The organism is Acinetobacter sp. ANC 4470 (assembly GCF_002135335.1).
In the GTDB taxonomy this organism is placed as follows: Bacteria; Pseudomonadota; Gammaproteobacteria; order Pseudomonadales; family Moraxellaceae; genus Acinetobacter.
In genome coordinates this window covers 137,547-154,492 of record NZ_NEGC01000002.1, presented here as the reverse complement: position 1 = coordinate 154,492, position 16,946 = coordinate 137,547, and the positions used below count along the sequence as shown (strand labels likewise).

The window sequence follows — 16,946 nt, the reverse complement described above, 5'->3', positions numbered from 1 at the left end:
TGCAAAAAGATGGTAAGAGTTAATGTGGAAAAATATTCGAATTTTGTGTTTATTGATAATTTTACTCATTGTCGCAGTCAATGCATACCGTGACCAGAACCAAGATTGGAATAAACCTATCATTGTTTTATTACATCCTGTGAATGCGGATGGACAAGGGGCGACGCAACAATATATTCAGCAATTGTCAGTAAATGACCTGAGCGACGTACAAGACTATTTGAAACAAATGTCGATTCAGTACCGTGGGCAACCAATTTCGATTTATTTCCAAAGGGGACGTGAGCTTAAACAACAGCCCCCTAAAGTGCCTGAAAATGCAACGATGCTCGATAGCATTTTATGGAGTTTGAAATTCCGTTTTTATGCGTGGAAACAGCATGAAAGTCGTGATGGTTCACCAAGTGTAACGCTATTTTTAAATTATTATGATCCAAAACAAAGCAAAGAATTAAAGCATTCCACTGCCTTGCAAAATGGACGAATTGGTTCGGTCAATTTATTTGCTTCAAAAAAACAAGCAGAGCAAAACAAAGTCGTATTGGTACATGAGTTATTACATGCTTTTGGTGCGACCGACAAATATGATTTGGCAACTGGCGTGCCGCTGTATCCAATTGGCTATGCATATCCAAATCAGCAGCCGTTATTTCCACAAGCCAAAGCTGAACTTATGGCAGGGCATATTCCAGTGTCTATAGACAAAAGCAAAATGCCAGATCATTTAGCACAGACGTTGATTAATGAAATCACAGCGATAGAATTGGGTTGGAAAAAATAATGTGGATAACGCTGAATTTATCCACAGTTTTGAAAAGTAGTGTGGATAAAAAATGCAGATTTTAAACAGACAACAGCTTGAAAATAGTCAACAATAAATTTTTTCCTAAACAAAAGACTTGAGAATAAACATGAAAACAGTAGGAAATGATTTAGTTCGGCATCAGCTGCATGAAAATCGAAAGTGGTATTTAGGTTTGGGTATTTTGCTGACCTTATTTGGTATTGTGTTATTGGCATCTTTACCTTTTGCAACGCTCTCGGCGGTATTTTTGTTTGGCGCGTTGATGATGATCGGGGGAATTATTCATTTCATTGCAGCATTCAAAATTTTTGATGGCGGTTTTCGTTGGTTGTGGGCATTGTTTGGCGTGTTGTATTTGGTTGCAGGTTATTATGCATTTACCACACCGATCAAAACAGCCATTGTTCTGACCAATATTTTAGCGATTTTGTTGATTGTTGCAGGTGTGATTCGTCTTTTTAATGCTTTTATTTTTCGTGCATTTCAGGGTTGGGGTTGGACTTTGTTTTCAGGCATTTTAACCTTGCTCACAGGGATCATTATTTTGATGTCACCTGATGCACCATTCTGGGTACTGGGTTTATTCCTTGCCGTGGATATTTTATTTCAGGGTATCAACTATTTGACTTTGGCCTCGTATATTAAAAGAGAAGTGCCGAAAAGTTCCGCAGATATTTAACTCAAATTCGACCAAAGAGCGCTATATGCGCTTTTTTTATTGCTTATGATAGATATCAATCAAACGAGAAAAATAAACTCTTATGGCTAAAACCTTTGTCCTTGCACCAGATTCATTTAAAGAAAGTATGACTGCTGAACAAGCTTGTCAGGCGATGCAACGCGGAATTGAAAAAGTATTTAGCGATGCGACTTTTATTCATGTACCGATGGCAGATGGTGGTGAAGGAACAGTAGACGCCTTGGTGGCAGCATTGGCAGGACAACAGATTGTTTGTGAAGTCACGGGGCCGTTATCGACACAAAAAGTTCAAACTTATTTTGGTTTACTTGATAATGCTCAAACAGCTGTGATTGAAATGGCAAAAGCCAATGGCATTCATCTACTGGAAAAATCGCAGCGTAATCCTTTGCTGACCACAACGTTGGGAACAGGGGAAATGATTAAAGCTGCTTTAGATCTGGGGGTTACTAAAATCATTATTGGTTTAGGCGGTAGTGTCACCAATGACGCAGGTGCAGGTATGGCACAGGCTTTAGGGGCGAAATTTTATGATATCGATGGTGGTGAAGTTGCTGTGGGTGGTGGGCACCTAAACCAAATTCATCAGATTGATCTTTCTGCTTTAGATGCTCGTTTAAAGCAAGTTGAAATCATGATTGCCAGTGATGTGAATAATCCTTTATGTGGTGAACAGGGCGCATCGTCTGTGTTTGGAGCGCAGAAAGGGGCAACGCCTGACATGGTGAAACAGCTTGATCAAAACCTCAGTCATTTTGCTGATTTGGTTGAGCAGCAATTCGGACTGAATATTCGAAATGTAGCAGGCGCGGGCGCAGCGGGTGGTTTGGGTTTTGGTCTCATGGCATTTGCAGGTGCAAAGATACGTTCAGGCGTGGAACTGGTGATTGAGCAAACTCAATTGGCTGAGAAAATTGCTCAAGCAGACTATGTTTTTACGGGTGAAGGTGGCATTGATTTTCAAACCAAATTGGGTAAAACACCGTTTGGTGTGGCACAAGTGGCGAAGCAATTGAATAAACCTGTGATTGCCTGTGCAGGCTATGTGGGTGAGGGCATAGAGGAGCTCTATGCAGAAGGCTTTACTGCGATTTTTGGTATTGTTGATGGTGCGTGTGATTTACAAACAGCTTTAGACCATGCAGAGAAGAATTTGGAAAGAACTTGTCAGAATATTGCTAGGATATTAGCGCTAACTTCGTAACAATCACGACCACATTATTCTCAATAAACTTAAATAATTTTGCGTAGGTCATGCCGTACTTTTCAAGGATGAAAAGTAACAAAAATCCTTTGTTGAATTGGGGGATGTCCCTATCCCCCAATTCAACGGACGGCATTCATGCCGTTTTGTCTAGTATCAAATTTTCTTTAAAATTAAAAATCTGCATAGTAAGTCTGGATAGATTGTATGGATTAAATCCAGACATTCTTGTTGATTTAAACTGCTTTGATTCAAATAAATGCTAATTCCATCGTCGTTGTAATGATTGATCTGTAATGGTTTATTTTGATTGACGCATTTGTTATATGTCAAACTATGCCATGATCATCAGGCTAAAATTCATAATTTATCTATAGCTCTGTTAAACTATTCATCTACCTAGCGCGATGAGACACCATGAGTTTAGCCACCCTGATTAATGAATTAAACCCTCAACAAAAGCAAGCAGCAACCACCGAAACAAAACATAGCTTGGTGCTTGCAGGGGCAGGCTGTGGTAAGACCAAAACGATTGTGGCACGTGCTGCCTATCTGATTGATCAAGGTGTGCCAGCCAATCAAATTCAGATTCTAACCTTTACTCGCCGTTCAGCCAGTGAAATTGTTGCACGTGTAGAGTTGGCTTTGGGCGACCAAGCCAAAGGTTTACGCGCATCGACTTTTCATACTTTTTGTATGTATTTATTGCGCCGTATGCCCAAAGCATTCGGCTTGGAACAATTCACGATTATTGACCGTGATGACCAGATCATGATGTTTCGTTTAATTCGCGGTAAAGATGATAAAAACAATCCGAATCAACTGCCAAAACCGAAAGAACTTTGTGATTTGTATTCTTTTGCACGAAATACCCGTCAAAAACTGAGCGTGGCTTTAGAAAAACAACATCCTGAACATATTGTATTTAAAGATCAAATTGCCACAATGATGCAAGAGTACGAAGCACGAAAACGTACACGTAGCTTCTTGGATTATGATGATATTTTGGCAATCGTAGCTTCAGCTCTAGAGCAATCTGAAGGCTTAGTCGATTATGTCTCTTCTATTTGCCAACACATGTTGGTCGATGAAATGCAAGATACTAATCCACTGCAATGGGCTTTACTTGAGCCGCTAAAAGATAAAGTGAGCCTATTCTGTGTGGGCGATGATGCGCAATCGATTTACGGTTTCCGTGGTGCAGATTTTGAAAATATTCACCATTTTAAAGAGCGTGTACCTGATGCGCAGATTTTTAAATTGGAACAGAATTATCGCTCGACTCAAGAAATTTTAGATTTGTCGAATTGGTTGCTTGACCAAAGTGAAATCAAATATGACAAACACTTAGATGCGCATCGTGGTGAAGGTGTTAAGCCGAAAATGCACATTTTCCCCAATGAGTTTGATGAAGCAAAATGGATTGCAATTGACATCAAAGAGCGTCATTACTTAGCTGGAAATGCATGGCGCGATCATATGGTGTTGGTGCGTTCAAGTTTTGCCGCACGTCATATCGAAGCTGCCTGTATTCAAGCCAATGTGCCCTACCGTTTTATTGGTGGAATGAAGTTACTTGAAACTGCACATGTGAAAGACTTATTAAGTTTGTTGCGAGTGATTGCCAATCCTTTGGATGATATTGCGTGGATGCGTTTCTTGACGCTGTGGAATGGTGTGGGTGATGTGGGTGCAAGTCGTTTAGCACAACAACTTTTACAACAAGCCGATATGGATGGTATTTTTGAAAAGTTGGAAAAATTCGCTCGGATTCCTGCCCAGACGTTATTGATCATGAAGCAAATGAATGTCTTGCGCCATGAAGTCAAAGAGTCGGTCAGTCTTGGCATTCAAGCCATTGAAACACAGCTTGCTGAAAATTATAAAAAAGATTGGAATCGCCGTCAGGGTGATTTTGAATTGGTGAAACAATTGGCATCGAAACATTCACAGCTCAGTGGATTTTTAGAAGAATATGTGCTCGATCCAGTGTCGATTAGTGAAATTGAACGCCAGTCAGAAGATGATGTGGTCACACTGATCACTATTCACTCTGCCAAAGGTACAGAACAGAAGGTTTGTTATGTGGCCAATGTCACTGCGGGGCAATATCCACATGCACGTGCGCAAGGCAGTTTTGATGATGTCGAAGAAGAGCGTCGTGTGCTTTATGTGGCATTGACCCGCGCACAAAATGAATTGATTTTGACCAAGCAGAGTTTAAACCTTTGGGCGCGTGATCAGGTCGATGAACAAGGGCGTAAAGTGGAAAGTTATTTTCTTAATGATTTAACCCGCAATTTGTGTACCATGGAAACCCATCACAAAACCCGTCAACAAACGGTAAAAAGTGCTTTAATCGAACGCCAATCGATTAATTTAGATTTTGGCATTGATCTCGATTAAACTATAACAATTGCGTTATTTTGTTTTTTTTATTGCGAAGTTCAAAAAGTCGAGTAGGCGAGTGCTTTTTGATGATTTTGCCTATTTAAAGGTTGTGAGATGAAAATTTTAGTTCGTAATTTAGAACGTACAGTAACTGAAGCTGAATTACTTAAGCTATTTCAAGCATTTGGTACTGTGAATGCGTGTACTTTGGTTCTAGACCCTGCAACAGGCAAATCTAAAGGTTTTGCTTTTGTCGATATGCCACATGGTCGTGAAGCAGTGAGAGCGATTAAAGGCTTAAATACGCTTCGTTTACACGGACATGGTATTCGTGTAAAACAGGCGGAAAATAAGCCCGAAGAGAAAGCTGAAGTGAAGTCAGAAGCAAAATAAAGATAAAAAGGAGCTTTGGCTCCTTTTTTATGGATTTATATTGATGAAACGGTATTTCCAAGCCCTGTCCATTGTTGCACCCAATGCTATGCGTATCGTGCAGGGTATGAAAACGTTAGAAGTTCGCTCATGGCAACCTGACCAACTCCCCTTAAAAGATTTACTGATTGTCGAAAATCAACATTATTTAAAGCATGCTGCTGATGAAGAGTCGGGTGTCGCGGTGGCTTTTAGTCGATGTCAAATCAGTCCATGTTTGGCAGCCCAATGAAATTGAAGCTGCGTGTGCTCATCATTGGCAGAAGATTTTTGCTTGGTCGCTGAGTAATGTTCGCTCCATCAAGGGCAAGATTGAAGTGCCTGCAAAATGAAAAATCTATTTAATTGAAATGGATCATGCATAATTCTTATTGTGAATTGATTCAAATAAAGTTTAATCTTAGTTATGTAAAAAATGCCAAAATTTAGGAATATCACTATGTCTCGTGTTGCTCGCTTCCATGCTGACCGTACCAATCAAAAACTGTATTTTGCACGTCTTTCATGTCAACAAGCAGAGCAAATTGAACATATTCAACAAGTACAAGCACATCGTGAAGCAGCAGTCTTTCACTTGCATGGTGCAGTATTGGCTTTTTTACAAGAATTGGTGCGTTATTATCGTTTAAATGACTTGGCACCCACTTTAAAGTCTATTGAAGAACATATGGCTGCAAAAGGACAAGTTTCTCCGGAAGTTACGGTAATGCAGCAATTGGCAAAACACGGTTTCATTGCAGAATTAAAGCGTGCATATCGTATGTGTCAATATGCACCTGAACCGAGTGCGCCAGAACCAGAAAATGAAACATCATCAAATTTAATTATTAAAGTGACGCAAACTCCACAAGCTTGGTTGCCTGATAGCAAAATTTTGCGTGAATGGCATCGTGATTTAACCCAGCTGATTGATGGTTTTCGTAACGAAATGGTTGAGTTTTAATCTTTGTGATCTGCTCTTGAAGTTTTTAGCATTGACCTTATATAAATAGTCTACGCAATGCAAAGTGCAGCAGCCTTTGCCACCATGTTGAACATGGAGGATATATGTCTATAGAACAGTTGAAAGAATTATTTGGTAATCAAGAAGCGATTTTAGAATTGGTTCAACTTGAAGGTGGCGAGTTGGCATTGCGAAATGCAGGCTCTGAAAAAGAACCCTTAGTTAAAATTCATTTTAATGATGAAGTGAAGACGCTGTTGGGTGATCAGATGCCAGTGATTGCACAGCATATGGTGCAAGCTGCTTTATATGCTTTAATGGAAAAACAAATGAATGAATGGCAGGCAGAAATTATCGATGAGCCACCTAAATATTTGAGTTGATTTCTTAATAAAAAAACGCACTAAAGAGTGCGTTTTTTTATGGATTAAAATTAATGCGTCGGATCTTGATGATGCGCAATCTGGATTTGATTGAGAATATGATTGGTCATATTTTTCGCCATTTCTTCTTTGGCAAAATAAACTTCGCCAATCGCTTCACGACGAATCACTTCAGCTTCTTCCTTGCTTTCGGCACAGACAAGCACCTGAATTTGCGGATTCAATGTCTTGGCAATATCGACAATTTTATGAATATCTAAAATATCCATAGGTGATAACACCAGTAAACGTGCATGTTGAATATGTGCCTGAATTAGTACACCCGCTTCGGTAGCATGCCCAGAAACCGCGGCAATCCCTTTCTCACGTAAATTTTCAACAATTTCTCGGTTTTCTTCTGCAATCACCACTTTAATATCTTGAGCCATTAACGTTTTGGTGATATGACGCCCGACTTCACCATGCCCGACAATAACCACCTGATCGCGTAAATAGTCTTGAGAGACTTCATCTGGCAGCATAGAGAGCGGATCACCACTACGTTCGAGTAAACGCGCCAAATGCGAGCGCTCTCGAATCCAGTTTTGAATAGGTTCAATCGCAGAAAATACAAAAGAATTTAAGGTGATCGAGATCAGGGCGCCAGCAAGAATTAGGTTTTGACCTTCAAGTGATAAGAGTTGTAGAGACACCCCCAAAGTTGCCAGAATAAAGGAGAACTCGCCAATTTGTGCCAGACTTGCACCTACGGTTAAGGCCGTATTGATTGGGTAGCGGAAAAACAGCACCAGTGCCATAGCGGCAATAGTTTTACCAATCATAATAATGCCAACTACTGCAAGTACATGCAGCGGTTGTTCGATCAAAATTTTGGGGTCGAACAACATGCCGACAGAAACAAAGAATAGAATGGAGAAAATTTCACGTAGTGGTAAAGTTTCTTCTTCAGCACGGTGACTAAAGTCCGATTCTTTCACCACCATACCGGCAAAGAATGCACCGAGTGCCATCGATACGCCAAAAACTTTATAGGCGCCAAAAGCAATAGAGACCGCCGCAGCAACTACCGTTAGGGTAAAGAGTTCACGTGAACCTAAACGCACCACAATTTGCATAATAAAGGGGACTAAGCGTTTGCCAATAATCAACATAAAGGCAATAAAACCAGTCACTTTAAGCAAGGTGATTGCTAAGGTCATCCAGGTATTTTCAGCAGGGTCTGATCCTGCAATAGGAGTTCCACCCAGTAAAACTGCTGTGGCAGGTAGGAGAACCAAGACCAGAACCATAACCAAGTCTTCAACCAATAACCAGCCCACGGCAATTTTTCCATTGACTGAGTTGAGTAAACCCCGATCACCTAAGGCTTTGAGTAAAACGACAGTACTGGCACAGGAAAGACTTAAACCAAAAACTAAGGCGGAACCAAAACTCCAGCCCCACATCATGGAGACACCTATTCCCAGTAAGGTGGCTACAGCAATTTGTAAAATCGCCCCAGGTAAAGCAATGCGACGTACCTGCATTAAATCACTTAAGGAGAAGTGCATTCCAACACCAAACATCAGGAACATGACCCCAAGTTCAGCCAGTTGGTTGGCAAGATGCATATCTGCGACGATGCCGGGCGTATTTGGACTAATAATAATCCCAGCAATGAGATAGCCAATAAGGGGGGGGAGGCGCATACGAGCGGCAATATAGCCAAAAACAAGCGCAAGTCCAAAGCCAACGGCCAGTAATATAATCAGATCTATGTCATGAGGCACTAAAAACTCCTTAAGCCTATGTTAAGGGTAAAAAGGACAAGCACAAAAAATGCCAAAAGATTATTTTAAAGTTTACCAAGTCGGGCAAAAAAAATGCAAAAAAAACGACCCAAAAGGTCGTTTTTTTAAAAAGCAAAAATTATTTAATTTTAGCTTCTTTGAAAATTACGTGTTGACGGATTTTTGGATCAAATTTCTTGATTTCCATTTTTTCCGGCATAGTACGTTTGTTCTTAGTAGTGGTATAGAAATAACCTGTACCAGCTGAAGAAACTAGACGAATTTTATCACGCATGGTTCAGACTCCTTAGACCTTTTGACCTTGAGCACGAATGTCCGCAAGAACTTTCTCGATACCCAATTTGTCGATAATACGCATACCTTTAGTGGTTAGGCGAAGACGTACAAAACGTTTTTCGCTTTCTACCCAAAAACGGTGGTGATGCAGGTTCGGCTCGAACCGGCGTTTGGTTTTGTTGTTTGCGTGCGATACGTTGTTACCAACGATAGGACGCTTGCCGGTAACTTGGCAAACCTTAGACATGGTGAACTCCATTGCTAGACGGCACCGATTGTGCGCTAGTCATTAAAAGTAAACGGATGAAATCATTCAAGGGGCGTTTTATACCAAAAATACGCTTAAAAGACAAGCGAATTTAATAAAAACGCAGCATGATTATGTGTGATAGCTCATGCCTTGATCAGTTATCGAAGAAGGGTCTTGGAAATTAGTCGATGAATCGGCTTGTTAAACGGTGGAAGAATAAATTTTAAGCTATACAGCTTAGGATTAGACATCACTGACCGTTCATGTGACAAACTGAAGAAACCTTCTGGACCATGGTATTTCCCCATACCTGAAGCACCGACCCCACCAAAAGGTAAGTCATCTTGTGCAACATGGGTCAAAACCGTGTTTTGTCCGAAATGCCCTGAATGAGTACGCTGTGCGACATAATCAGCACGCGCTTGATCAAAGTCGAAGTAGTATAATGCAAGTGGACGAGGACGGCTATTAATAAACGCAATAACATCGTCAATTTGATCATATTCTAGAATAGGCAGAATAGGACCAAAAATTTCTTCTTTCATAATCAGCATGTCTGTGGTTACACCAGTCAATAAAGTTGGTGCAATTTTTCGAACTAAGCTTAAATTTTCATGTGCAGGATTAACTTCAATAATTTTAGCACCCTGATTGCGGGCATCTTCTAAATAACCTTGTAGGCGATTGTATTGTTTGTCATTAATAATAGAGGTGTAGTCTTGATTATATTCAATATTTGGGTACATTTCTGAGACATACGTACTATAGTGCTCTATAAATTCAGCCGTTTTGCCTTTAGGTAAGAACATATAGTCGGGTGCAACACAGGTTTGTCCTGAATTCCATAATTTACCTGCAGCCAGACGCTGCGCAACATCTTGTAAATCGATAGAAGGGTGAACCAATACAGGTGATTTCCCACCGAGTTCTAAAATGACAGGCACTAAATTTTGCGCTGCTGCGGCCATGACTGTTTTGCCAATTTCGGTAGAACCTGTGAAAATAATTTTATCGAAGGCTAAATGGCTAAAAGCATCGGAGATTTGTCCGCCACCATTGAAGACTGCGACTAATTCGATTGGAAATGCTTCATTGAGCGCTTTTTCAAGAACCTGACCAAACTGGCTTGATGCACTTGAGATTTTGATCATGGCATGGTTACCAGCCGCAATTGCACAAATGAGAGGACCAACAGACAATAATAAAGGATAGTTCCAAGGGGTAATAATGCCGACTACACCTAAAGGTTGATATTGAACCCAAGCCTTTGCTGGTTGATGAATAATTCCGACATGGCGTTTCGAAGGTTTCATCCAATTGGTCAAATGCTTGCTATAATATTTAATATGTTCAAGACAGGTAAGTAGCTCGCCGATTTTGGTTTCGCTAATAGAACGGTTACCATAGTCTTGGTTAATTGCTTCGGCAAATTGATCTTGGTACTTAACTAAGATACGCTTTAGACGTGCTAAACGGTCAATGCGTTCCTTTGCTGTTGGTAAAGGATGGCGTTGATAGGCAGATTTTTGTTGTTCTAGCACATCATGTAAGTGCTGAATGTCAAAAGAATGTGGTGTCATTGAAGTTATTTTTGTTTGACTGTTCATGACTTAATTACCATTAAAGAAAAAGCGATTAATTTAATTTTTAGAGTAAAAGCTCTAAACTGTCAAGTTACTTTATGCGTTAGCTCGCTAACCTATTGAATGAATGGTTACTTTAGGATGTCTCACTCCAAAACGGTAAAAACCAAAGAACGTATTTTACAGCTTAGCTTACAGTTGTTTAATGAGCGTGGCGAACGTTCTGTAACAACAAATCATATTGCTGCAGAACTGAATATGAGTCCAGGTAATTTGTATTACCACTTTCGTAATAAAAACGAAATTATCAAAGAATTGATGGAGCAGTATCAAAAAGAAACTTTGGAAATGCTTGCATTACCAGATGAGCGCTTACTTGATGCTAATGATAAAATTCGCTATTTTCAAGTGCTTAGCAGTCAGCTTTGGGCTTATCGCTTTTTGCATCGTGATGTTTATCATTTGGTTGAAAATAATGAAGATTTTCGAAAAATGTATCCACGTTTTGCCGGTCAGGTGATGCAGCAGGGGCAGAAAATTTATAAAGCCTTTGTAAATGCAGGGTTAATGCAAATGACGGACTCGGAAATTGAGGCCTTAATTATTAACTTGTGGATTGTTTTGACCAACTGGACCAACTTCTTATATATGTCGGGTCATATTACCGATTCAAATACTTTAGAAGAAAAGTGGGTTTGGCAGGCATTACGTCAAATGGTGTTCCTAGAAGGGGCATATTTGCGTGGTGAAAGTCGTCAAACTTATGAACATTTGCTTGAAACGCTAGGTCCTTCAGAGCTTTTTGAGAGTTTATCCTCAAGTAAAAATCACGATGCTACATCGCCTATTTAGAAAGCCTTAAAAAAGCGTTAGAATGCTCGGCTTGTTTTTCAATTTAACTGATTAGTGATATAAACCAACATGAATATGAGCACTGCTAACACGGCACGTTTACTGATTACTTGCGAGGATAAACCAGGGATCGTGCAAGCTGTATCGAGCTTTTTGTATCATCAAGGAGCAAATATTACCGCACTTGATCAATACGCGACTGAAGCTCAGGGTGGGCGTTATTTCATGCGTGTTGAGTTTGAACTGGATGGTTTACAAAGTCGTAAAGAAAATTTAACTCAAACTTTTGCGAGTAATGTTGCAGAGCGCTATAACATGCATTGGCGTTTGGCATTGGTAAGCGATGTTAAAAAAGTTGGTGTTTTAGTCTCGAAAGTCGATCATGCTTTGCTTGAGTTGTTGTGGCGTCATGCGCGTGGCGGTTTACCGTGTGAAATTACCACTGTGGTGTCAAATCATGAAGATTTACGCGAATCAGTTGAAAATTTTGGTATTCCTTTTGTTGTTGTCCCTGTGAATAAAGACAATAAAGAAGAAGCTTACGCAAAAATTGATGAAATTATGCAAGGTAATGACCTACTTGTACTTGCACGTTATATGCAAATCTTAAGTGAAAGCTTTGTTTCTAAATGGGAAATGAAGATTATTAATATTCATCATTCATTTTTACCTGCCTTTGTCGGTGCAAATCCTTATAAGCAAGCTTATGAAAAAGGGGTGAAATTGATCGGTGCGACAGCTCATTATGTGACGGCTGATCTGGATCAAGGTCCAATCATTGAGCAAGATGTAGAGCGGGTCAATCACGATTTTACCGTTGATCAATTACGTGAACTTGGACAGGATGTAGAGCGTAATGTTTTGGCACGTGCGGTGAAATGGCATCTTGAAGACCGTATTATTGTGGATGGCAATAAGACGGTTGTTTTTCAATAATTTTTTAAAATGATCGACTCAAAAGGTATGCTTTAGGCATGCCTTTTTTGTTTTTGATTCAAAAAACTCATTAAAACTTTCCAATTAATAGTTGCAAATGAAAACACTTCTCATTTATTATTGCATTGCTTTAATTGTACTAACCGATGAGTTTGATTGTTGAAGTCTTTATTGATCTACAATCGCTTGAATTAGGTAACTGATTTTAATGAGTCAATCTTCTGCTCTACATATGCAAACTCCCAGCCCGATGAAAAAGAAAATTATCACCGCACTTATTGCGGTGATGGTCGGTCATATGGGCGTTTTATGGGCGGTGGGGCAAATGAAGACCCCTGAACTCAAACCGATTGAAAAAGAACCGTTACAAGTCCGTTTTGTTAAAATTCAAGAGCCACCAAAAGCTTTACCTCCAAAGCCTAAAGCTGAACCGAAAAAAGAAAAGCCGAAGCCTAAAGAAGTAAAACAAGTTAAAATTGTGGAAAAGCAACTTCCGCCACCGCCAAAAAAGGTCGAGAAAGTTCAACAAGTTAAAAAAGCAGAAACAGCAAAACCCGTTGTAAAACCAGTTGATGCCAAACCGACACCATCTCCTGTTGTAACGACCACTGTTTCTGAAACTAAAGTGATTAAATCTGCACCAGTCGTGACCCGAACACCTGATACTCCTCCAGCCCAACCTGCTACACCACCATCTCCAAAAAGTGTATCGATTGGTGGTTCGGGTGTGCAATGGAGTCGTTCGCCTAAACCGTCATATAACAATAAAGATTTAGACGGTCAAACGCGTACTGTGGTCGTGCATATTGAAGCGAATGAGAAAGGGGTGATTACCTCTGCACGTATTGCACGTTCAAGTGGTGTTGCTGCTTTAGATGACAAAATTTTACGCTCAGTGCGTAGTTCCAAATTCAAACCGTACAAAGAAAATGGCGTGGCTTATCCAATTAGTGCTGACCAACCATTTGAATTGACATTGAATCCACACGGCTAACATTTATTAGGAGTTCGAGTATGAACTTTTCAGTTTATTGGCAACATGCCGATGCAGTGAGTAAAACACTGTATTTCGTGTTATTGGCAATGTCGATTACGACATGGACGATCTTCGTTTTACGTTTGATGGGGACTCGCCAACTGAAGCAACAAGCTTATGCTCAACTTTCTCAAGCGTTAAGCAAGTTAAAAGCAAAATTTGCCCCTTTGAATTTTGAACAGCGTAAAGCTGTTGCAGAACAAGCTTTATTGCGTCAAATTTCTGCTGAAAAAGCCAATGCGGAAAAAGGCGTTGCCGTTTTAGGTACGATTGCTTCTCTGGCACCTTTTGTCGGCTTATTTGGTACCGTTTGGGGTATTTTTCATGCCTTAGTTGCGGTCGGTAAAAGTGGTCAAGCTGGTTTGGCACAAGTGGCAACACCCGTGGGTGAAGCTTTGATTATGACTGGTTTAGGTTTGGCAGTCGCTATTCCTGCAGTACTTGCTTATAACATTTGTGCGCGTGCTAACCGTAGTTTAGCGCATGAGTTACAAGACCAAGCACACGGCTTGTTAATTGATACCATGTTGCAACAAGATTCTGCTACACAAAAAGTAGAAGTGAAAGCAACTTCGGATAATTTAGTTGGAGGTCAAGCTTAATGGGTTTTCAATTGGGCGAAGACAACGATGTAGGCATGAATGAGATGAATCTCATTCCACTCATCGATATTATGTTGGTATTGATGATCATCTTTTTGGTGACAGCAACCGTTGCTAACCCATCAATTCCATTAACCTTACCAAAAACCACAGCGGAAATTACTCAACCGCCACCTAAAGCCATCACCGTCAGTATTAATGCCAATGGTGAAGTCGCTTGGAATGCCGAAGTGATTAGTTTAGATGAATTACAAACTCGTTTGAATGAAGCGGGTCAAGCTGAACGTAAGCCAACAGTTCAACTACGTGCAGACAAAGAAGCACGTTATGATACTGTGGCACAAGTCATGTCACGTGCGAGCGAAGCCGGGCTCAGTGATATTGCTTTCCTTAGTGATAATTAATTTGATTATTTAAAAAAGCGACCTAAAGGTCGCTTTTTTTATCGCTGAAATTTGCTCAAAAATAGCCCTTATTCGGACTTAAGTAGGCTTTGAAACTTACTGCGTAATTTCATTAATTTGGGTGGGATGGAAAAGTTACAGTAACCTTGTGATGGATTTCGGGCAAAAAAGTTCTGATGATATTCTTCAGCAGGGTAAAATTTAGGTGCAGGGCTAAGTTCAGTCACAATATTTAAGCCATCAGCTTTGAGTTGATCAATGATCTGTTGAGCCTGTTGCTGCTGTTTATCATTAAGGTAATAAATCACTGAGCGATATTGTGTGCCAATGTCATTGCCCTGACGATTTAACGTGGTTGGATCATGGGTGGTAAAAAACACATCTAAAAGTTGTTCAAAGCTAATTTGTGTCTCATCATAATCAATCAAAATGACTTCTGCATGGTTGCTGTCACCCCGACAAATATCGTCATAATTGGGATTGTCAGTATGACCGCCCGCATAACCGCTGACGACTTTGTGAACACCTTTAAGCTGTAAAAATATGGCTTCGACACACCAAAAACATCCACCACCAAATAATGCTTGTTGCATGGTTTTATCCTGTATTTGTTTATTGTTTTTAATATAGGGACTTTTTATGAAGCTACAATGTTTTTATCTATGATTAAAAGTAAAAAGCCTGAATTAACAGGCTTTTTATATCTGCTATTTAGCGTGGCTGAATTGAACTTTTTAATTGGACAAGGACATTGCCATGACGATCAAGCAATTTGAGTGTTTTACCAAATACTTGATAGTTCGCCACTTGAGTTAATGCTTGGTTAAATCTTTGAGAGACATTGCTGTTGTCTAAACATGCCATTTTTGTTCCTGCCATTTGATTCAAGACTAAGGTATCTCGTCCTGCTTCATAGCTGCCCATAATACGATTACAGCCATCTGCGCCACTCACACGTTTTGTTGTCGCGTCAAATTGTAAGCTTGGGATATTGTGTGCGGTAGGTGCTGTTTTAATTTCGGTATTGCCAATATGTGTTGCAATCCAAGTTTTGTTTTGCAATTGAATTAAGTTTGCAGTTTCAATGGTCGAAGATGCATTTGGTACTGTCTCACAACCTGTAAAAGCAATAGTTACACCAATGATGCTGATCGCGAATAATTTTTTTAACATATTCATGTCTCATTTTTTAATTTAGATTTCTATATTAAGCAAAAAAAGATGTAATTAACTAGTTTTAAATGTATGTTTTTTTATTTTAAAATTCCTATTTTAATTCGAATTCTCTATTTTTCTTTGTGGTACATTTTGGCGAATAAGTGCCGAATATTGTGTACTAGAAAGATGATTTAATTCACTAACCCGTGGGTTAATATGTGCTTTTTCATACCATTGTTTTATGCTGAGGTCGTGTGAAATAGCCTTTAAGTCATAAAGATAATTGGGTAAATAACCTGAAACCAGTAGACGATAATCGGTCGGTAAATGCTGTTTAGACACTGCTTGCACCATATCGAAAACCAGCGTGGTGCAGTTGCTGGTCAGGCTGTTATACCATTTAGGCTGTTGTTTTAATTCATTGGCTTTGTGTAGATATTCCTCAAATAAAGCGCGGCTTTCTGCTTTTGACATGTTTATGGGAAAGAAGTAGACCTGTTCACCACGGCTATTACTGCGGGTATAAATGAGATCTTTTTCATCCGCAGCCACGAGGCTGAGTTCATATTTTCTAAAAAAGCCACCGATGGTCGAAAATGTTTCATTTTTTTCTTTACGAATTTCAATTGAGAAGGTCAGTGGTTTGCTATTGGCAAAATCAAAACTCACCAAAGTATGGGCAATGCGCGGTCCCATCCAATAGGAGGTAATAATATTGACCCCTGTGATTTGCTTTAAATCAAACTGGCGAGATTCCCAGCGTTCATCATAACTGCCATCTGCATGCCAATTAAAATTACGTACATTGTGTAAGGTGACGAGATCACCTTGTTGTTCATAAGACAACACTTGGGCAACTTCGGGATTCCAGTCGCGATCTTGTTTGGCTTCTAAGCCAAAATACCACAATAAACCGCAGAGCAAGCCAACCATGTAAATCAAGATATCAGTGTGGCGGCTAAAGAAATTTTGGGTGGCATAAATTCCAAGAATACTAAGTGCAAAAGCAATCCAAATGCCTATCAGTATACGGGTGATCAACCAGCCAAAGGGTTCTTGAAACCATAAAGCAAGACACAGCCAAATAGAGGACACAATAACGAAAAGACTGAACATGGAATGTAGTAGCGCCATGCCCGAAGCAGCAAAAAACTCTGTTTTCCCAATATTATGCATATTTGACTGTTATAAATAATTATTT

General features: G+C 39.9%; 19 protein-coding genes and 1 pseudogene. 13 read left to right on the top strand and 7 right to left on the bottom strand.

The features are described 5' to 3' along the window. Window positions 1-22 precede the first annotated feature (22 nt). From B9T25_RS03890 to B9T25_RS03855, 8 genes and pseudogenes are all read left to right on the top strand, one after another. Window positions 23-781: a hypothetical protein gene (locus B9T25_RS03890; protein ID WP_086187174.1), complete on the top strand. Its 759-nt coding sequence runs from the start codon at window positions 23-25 to the stop codon at window positions 779-781. A 130-nt stretch (window positions 782-911) separates the two neighbouring features. Continuing rightward, on the top strand, window positions 912-1,484 hold the full coding sequence (locus B9T25_RS03885) for an HdeD family acid-resistance protein (protein ID WP_086187173.1): 573 nt from the start codon (window positions 912-914) through the stop codon (window positions 1,482-1,484). An 82-nt stretch (window positions 1,485-1,566) separates the two neighbouring features. Next, complete coding sequence (locus tag B9T25_RS03880; protein ID WP_086187172.1) at window positions 1,567-2,709, top strand: glycerate kinase; 1,143 nt, start codon at window positions 1,567-1,569, stop codon at window positions 2,707-2,709. A gap of 417 nt (window positions 2,710-3,126) precedes the next feature. Continuing rightward, on the top strand, window positions 3,127-5,115 hold the full coding sequence (locus B9T25_RS03875; RefSeq protein ID WP_086187171.1) for an ATP-dependent helicase: 1,989 nt from the start codon (window positions 3,127-3,129) through the stop codon (window positions 5,113-5,115). 99 nt (window positions 5,116-5,214) lie between these two features. After that, window positions 5,215-5,493, top strand: coding sequence for an RNA recognition motif domain-containing protein (locus B9T25_RS03870; protein ID WP_086187170.1), 279 nt, complete (start codon window positions 5,215-5,217; stop codon window positions 5,491-5,493). 43 nt (window positions 5,494-5,536) lie between these two features. Then, window positions 5,537-5,864: pseudogene (locus B9T25_RS03865) on the top strand (ASCH domain-containing protein). A gap of 107 nt (window positions 5,865-5,971) precedes the next feature. Beyond that, window positions 5,972-6,475 carry a DUF6586 family protein gene (locus B9T25_RS03860; protein WP_086187169.1) on the top strand — a complete coding sequence of 168 codons (504 nt, stop codon included), beginning with the start codon at window positions 5,972-5,974 and terminating at the stop codon, window positions 6,473-6,475. Window positions 6,476-6,579: 104 nt separating this feature from the next. Next, window positions 6,580-6,858 carry a hypothetical protein gene (locus tag B9T25_RS03855; protein ID WP_086187168.1) on the top strand — a complete coding sequence of 93 codons (279 nt, stop codon included), beginning with the start codon at window positions 6,580-6,582 and terminating at the stop codon, window positions 6,856-6,858. 50 nt (window positions 6,859-6,908) lie between these two features. On the opposite strand, the gene B9T25_RS03850 is transcribed toward B9T25_RS03855, so the two are convergent. The 4 genes from B9T25_RS03850 to B9T25_RS03835 form a co-directional block, all read right to left on the bottom strand. Beyond that, on the bottom strand, window positions 6,909-8,627 hold the full coding sequence (locus B9T25_RS03850; protein ID WP_086187167.1) for a cation:proton antiporter: 1,719 nt from the start codon (window positions 8,625-8,627) through the stop codon (window positions 6,909-6,911). 139 nt (window positions 8,628-8,766) lie between these two features. Next, window positions 8,767-8,922 carry a 50S ribosomal protein L33 gene (gene rpmG, locus B9T25_RS03845; protein WP_001205031.1) on the bottom strand — a complete coding sequence of 52 codons (156 nt, stop codon included), beginning with the start codon at window positions 8,920-8,922 and terminating at the stop codon, window positions 8,767-8,769. Between the two features lie 12 nt (window positions 8,923-8,934). Next, window positions 8,935-9,171, bottom strand: a complete 237-nt coding sequence (gene rpmB, locus B9T25_RS03840) for a 50S ribosomal protein L28 (protein ID WP_086187166.1) — start codon at window positions 9,169-9,171, stop codon at window positions 8,935-8,937. Window positions 9,172-9,332: 161 nt separating this feature from the next. Next, window positions 9,333-10,781, bottom strand: coding sequence for a coniferyl aldehyde dehydrogenase (locus tag B9T25_RS03835; RefSeq protein WP_086187165.1), 1,449 nt, complete (start codon window positions 10,779-10,781; stop codon window positions 9,333-9,335). 117 nt (window positions 10,782-10,898) lie between these two features. On the opposite strand from B9T25_RS03835, the gene B9T25_RS03830 reads away from it, so the two are divergent. The 5 genes from B9T25_RS03830 (at window position 10,899) to B9T25_RS03810 (ending at window position 14,587) form a co-directional block, all read left to right on the top strand. After that, complete coding sequence (locus B9T25_RS03830) at window positions 10,899-11,609, top strand: TetR/AcrR family transcriptional regulator (protein WP_086187164.1); 711 nt, start codon at window positions 10,899-10,901, stop codon at window positions 11,607-11,609. A gap of 69 nt (window positions 11,610-11,678) precedes the next feature. Continuing rightward, window positions 11,679-12,545, top strand: a complete 867-nt coding sequence (purU, locus tag B9T25_RS03825; protein ID WP_086187163.1) for a formyltetrahydrofolate deformylase — start codon at window positions 11,679-11,681, stop codon at window positions 12,543-12,545. Between the two features lie 208 nt (window positions 12,546-12,753). Beyond that, complete coding sequence (locus tag B9T25_RS03820; RefSeq protein ID WP_086187162.1) at window positions 12,754-13,539, top strand: TonB family protein; 786 nt, start codon at window positions 12,754-12,756, stop codon at window positions 13,537-13,539. Window positions 13,540-13,559: 20 nt separating this feature from the next. Continuing rightward, window positions 13,560-14,183, top strand: coding sequence for a MotA/TolQ/ExbB proton channel family protein (locus B9T25_RS03815; RefSeq protein ID WP_086187161.1), 624 nt, complete (start codon window positions 13,560-13,562; stop codon window positions 14,181-14,183). Beyond that, entirely contained in the window at window positions 14,183-14,587 is a 405-nt protein-coding gene (locus B9T25_RS03810) for an ExbD/TolR family protein (RefSeq protein ID WP_086187160.1), read from the top strand. The genes B9T25_RS03815 and B9T25_RS03810 overlap by 1 nt, the downstream gene beginning before the upstream one ends. 68 nt (window positions 14,588-14,655) lie before the next feature. Here B9T25_RS03810 and msrA read toward each other — a convergent pair whose 3' ends face one another. The 3 genes from msrA to B9T25_RS03795 all read right to left on the bottom strand — a co-directional run bounded on the left by msrA (window position 14,656) and on the right by B9T25_RS03795 (window position 16,921). Beyond that, complete coding sequence (gene msrA / locus B9T25_RS03805) at window positions 14,656-15,180, bottom strand: peptide-methionine (S)-S-oxide reductase MsrA (protein WP_086187159.1); 525 nt, start codon at window positions 15,178-15,180, stop codon at window positions 14,656-14,658. Between the two features lie 118 nt (window positions 15,181-15,298). Then, window positions 15,299-15,760 (bottom strand): META domain-containing protein, encoded by a 462-nt coding sequence (locus B9T25_RS03800; protein ID WP_086187158.1) that lies wholly within the window; start codon window positions 15,758-15,760, stop codon window positions 15,299-15,301. A 99-nt stretch (window positions 15,761-15,859) separates the two neighbouring features. After that, entirely contained in the window at window positions 15,860-16,921 is a 1,062-nt protein-coding gene (locus B9T25_RS03795; RefSeq protein WP_086187157.1) for a DUF4105 domain-containing protein, read from the bottom strand. Window positions 16,922-16,946 lie beyond the last annotated feature (25 nt).